Consider the following 4,261-nt stretch of genomic DNA (forward strand, 5'->3'; position numbering starts at 1 on the left):
TCGCCGGGACCGGCGCGCGCCGGGTCGACCTGCCCACCTATCCGTTCGACCACGACAGCTACTGGCAGACGGCCACCAAGTCCCAGCCGGCAGGTGGTCCGGACACCTCGTGGGCCGCGCTCGACGCGGCCGACCCCGCGAGCCTCGCCGGCGAGCTGGACGTCGATCCGGACGCGCTCGGCACCGTGCTACCAGCCCTGTCCGCCTGGCGGCGACGCAACACCGAGAAGTCCATAGTGGACTCGTGGCGGTACCGGGCCGCCTGGGTCCCCGTGCCGGCCGGCGCACCGGCCGCGCTGACCGGCACCTGGCTGGTCGTGAGCGCCGACGGTGACGACTCGGTCCCCGACGCGCTCGCCGCCCACGGCGCGGACGTCCGCCGCGTGGTCCTCGACGCGTCGTGCACCGACCGCGCCGTGCTCACCGACCGCCTGTTCGCGGCCGGGGCGGGCGAGGCGGCCGGGGCCACCGGCATCGTGTCGACCCTCGCGACCGCCGACGAGCCCGGCCCGCACCCGGGGATGACGCTCGGCCTCGCCCTCACGGTGACGCTCGTCCAGGCCCTCGGCGACGCCGAGCTGAATGCTCCACTGTGGACACTGACTACCGGTGCCGTGTCGACCGGGCCGGCCGACCCGGTCACCCACCCGCTGCGTGCCACGGTGGCCGGGGTCGGCTGGACGGCCGCGCTGGAGCACCCCGACCGCGTCGGCGGCACGGTCGACGTGCCGGCCGTCCTCGACCGGCACGCCGCCCGCCGCCTCGCCACCACCCTCGCCGGGGGCACCGGCGAGGACCAGGTGGCCGTTCGCCCCGCCGGGCTGCTGGCGCGGCGGATCGTGCCCGTACCCGCGGTGGCCGCGGGGGAGTGGCGCCCGGCGGGCACCGTGCTCGTCACCGGCGGCTCCGGCACGCTCGCCCCGCACGTGGCCCGCTGGCTCGCGAGCCGGGGCGCCGCCCACGTGGCCCTGGTCAGCAGGCGAGGGCCGGACGCGCCCGGCGCCGCCGAACTGACCGAGGAGCTCGCCGCACTCGGCACCGACGCGGAGGCCGTCGCCTGCGACGTCACCGATCCCGACGCGCTCGCCGCCCTGCGCGACCGGCTGAGCGCGGCCGGCCGGCCCGTGCGCACGGTCATCCACGCGGCCGCCACCATCGAACTCGCCGCGCTCGCGGAGACCGACCTCGCCTCGTTCGCCCACGTGGTGGACGCCAAGGTCGCCGGCGCCGCGGCCCTCGAAGCCGTCTTCGACGGGCCGGACCTCGACCGGTTCGTGCTGTTCTCCTCGGTCGCCGGCCTGTGGGGCACCGGCAGGCACGCCGCCTACGTCGCCGGAAACGCCTACCTGCATGCCCTCGCCGAGCAGCGGCGCGCGACCGGCCGTCCCGCGACGGCCGTGTGCTGGGGGATCTGGTCGGACGACCTGAAGTCCGGCCGCGTCGACCCGGGCCAGCTGCGTCGCGGCGGCCTGGAGTTCATGACACCGGACCGAGCGCTCGCCGGCCTCGGTCGCGTCCTCGACGGGCACGACACCGCCGTGGCCGTGGCCGACCTCGACTGGCCGCGGTACCACGAGGTCTACACCGCCACCCGGGCCACCACGTTGTTCGACGCGATCCCGGCACTGCGGGAACCTGTCGCCGCGGCGCCGACCCGGCCCGCCGAGGACACCGGCCACCTGGCCGGTCGGCTGCTCGCGATGTCCGGTGCGGAACGCGAACGGCACCTCCTCGACCTCGTCCGGGGTGAGGCGGCGGCCGCGCTCGGCCACCACTCCGGCGAGGCGCTGGCGGAATGGCGGGCGTTCCGCGAGGCCGGGTTCGACTCGGTCATGGCCGTCGACCTCCGCAACCGGATCGCCAGGGTCACCGGCCTCACCCTGCCCGCCACCGTCGTCTTCGACCACCCGAACCCGGTGGCACTGGCCCGGTTCCTCGACCGCGAACTCGGCGGCGCGGCCGGGCCCGCGCAGTCCATTGTGGACTCCACGCCGGTGGCGGACGACCCGATCGCGATCGTCGGGATGGCCTGCCGGTATCCGGGCGGCGCCACCTCGCCGGAGCGGCTGTGGGACCTGCTGGTCGACGGCGTCGACGCGATCTCCGGGTTCCCGGCGGACCGCGACTGGCCGACCGACGCGCTCTACGACCCGGACCCGGACCGGCCCGGGCGGACCTACTCCGTCCAGGGTGGGTTCCTGCACGAGGTCGCCGACTTCGACGCCGCCTTCTTCGGCATCTCGCCGCGCGAGGCCCTGGTCATGGATCCCCAGCAGCGGCTGCTGCTGGAGTCCGCGTGGGAGGCGCTGGAGCGGGCCGGTCTCGACCCGCACACCCTGCGGGGCAGCCGCACCGGCACGTTCGTCGGCGCGAGCTACCAGGACTACGGCTCCGTGTCGGCCGGCGCGGACAACGCGGAAGGGCACCAGGTCACCGGGTCCCTGCCGAGCATCGTGTCCGGGCGCATCGCCTACCTGCTCGGCCTGGAGGGCCCGGCGGTCACCCTGGACACCGCGTGCTCGTCGTCGCTCGTCGCCCTGCATCTGGCCGCCCAGTCGCTTTCCACCGGTGAGAGCAGTCTCGCGCTGGCCGGCGGCGTCTGCGTGATGTCGACGCCCGCGCCGTTCATCGGGTTCAGCCGCCAGCGCGCCCTCGCCAAGGACGGCCGCTGCAAGGCCTACGCCGACACCGCCGACGGCATGACGCTGGCCGAGGGCGTCGGCGTCGTCCTGCTGGAACGGCTGTCGGACGCGGAGCGCAACGGCCACCCGGTCCTCGCCGTGCTCCGCGGTTCGGCCACCAACTCCGACGGTGCGTCCAACGGGATGACGGCGCCGAACGGCCCGTCCCAGCAGCGGGTCATCACCGCCGCGCTGGCCGCCGCCGGCCTGGCCCCGGCTGACGTCGACGTGGTCGAGGGGCACGGCACAGGTACCGCGCTCGGCGACCCGATCGAGGCGCAGGCACTGCTGGCCACCTACGGGCAGGACCGGGACCGGCCCCTGCTGCTCGGCTCGGTCAAGTCGAACATCGGCCACACCCAGATGGCCTCCGGGATCGCCTCGGTCATCAAGGTGGTGCAGGCCCTGCGGCACGGCGTCCTGCCGAAGACCCTGCACGTCGACGAGCCGTCCACCAAGGTCGACTGGACCGCCGGCGCGATCAGCCTGCTCACCGAGCGGCGCGACTGGCCGGACACCGGCCGCCCGCGCCGCGCCGGGGTGTCGTCGTTCGGACTCAGCGGCACCAACGCCCACGTGATCCTCGAGCAGGCCCCGGCGCGCCGGCCGGAGCCTGCTCGAGGATCACGGGTCACGGGGAACCTGCCGGTCCTGCTGTCCGCGCGTGGCCAGGAGGCGCTGCGCGCCAGGGCGGCCGACCTGCTGTCCCTTGTGGACGAACGGCCGGAGCTGGCGGTCGCCGACCTCGCGCACGCGCTGGCCGTGACCCGGTCGAGCTTCGAACACCGGGCCGGGTTCGCCGCGGCCGACCGCGACGGCCTGGTCGCCGGGCTGACCGCGCTGCGACACGGCGAGCCGAGGGCAGGGCTGGTCACCGGCCGGGCCGGCCGTGGCCGCACGGCGTTCCTGTTCGCCGGCCAGGGAAGCCAGCGTCCCGGGATGGGGCGTGAGCTGTACGAGCGGTTCGACGTGTTCGCCGACGCCCTCGACGAGGCACTTGCCCACCTCGACCCGAGCCTGCGGGACGTCATGTGGGGCACCGACGCTGCCCGGCTCACCGAGACCGGCTGGGCGCAGCCGGCCCTGTTCGCGATCGAGGTGGCACTGTTCCGGCTCCTCGACTCGTGGGGCGTCGAACCGGACCACCTGATCGGCCACTCCGTCGGGGAACTCGCGGCCGCACACGCGGCCGGGGTGCTCTCCCTGGCGGACGCGGCCACGCTCGTCGCCGCCCGCGCCCGCCTCATGCAGGCGCTGCCGGCCGGCGGGGTCATGGTCGCGGTCGAGGCCGCCGAGGGCGAGGTCTCCTCGGTGTTGAACGGGCACGGGGACCGGGTGTCGGTCGCGGCGGTGAACGCGCCGGCCGCGGTGGTCATCGCCGGCGACGAGGACGCGACCCTGGCGGTCGCCGCGCGACTGGCCGAGCGGGGCCACCGCACCAAGCGACTGCGGGTCAGCCATGCGTTCCACTCGCCCCGGATGGACGCGATGCTCGCGGACTTCGCCGAGGTCGCCGCCGGGCTCACCTATGCCGCGCCGCGGATCCCGGTCGTCTCCACGGTCACCGGCGAGCCGGCGGA

General features: G+C 75.6%; 1 protein-coding gene. It reads left to right on the forward strand.

What is annotated here, in order from left to right; translation table 11 throughout:
* A partial coding sequence (locus VGD70_RS24570; RefSeq protein WP_331085240.1) for an SDR family NAD(P)-dependent oxidoreductase occupies positions 1 to 4,261 on the forward strand: 4,261 nt, incomplete at both ends.

It is taken from the genome of Actinophytocola sp. (assembly GCF_036402745.1).
Taxonomy (GTDB): Bacteria; Actinomycetota; Actinomycetes; order Mycobacteriales; family Pseudonocardiaceae; genus Actinophytocola.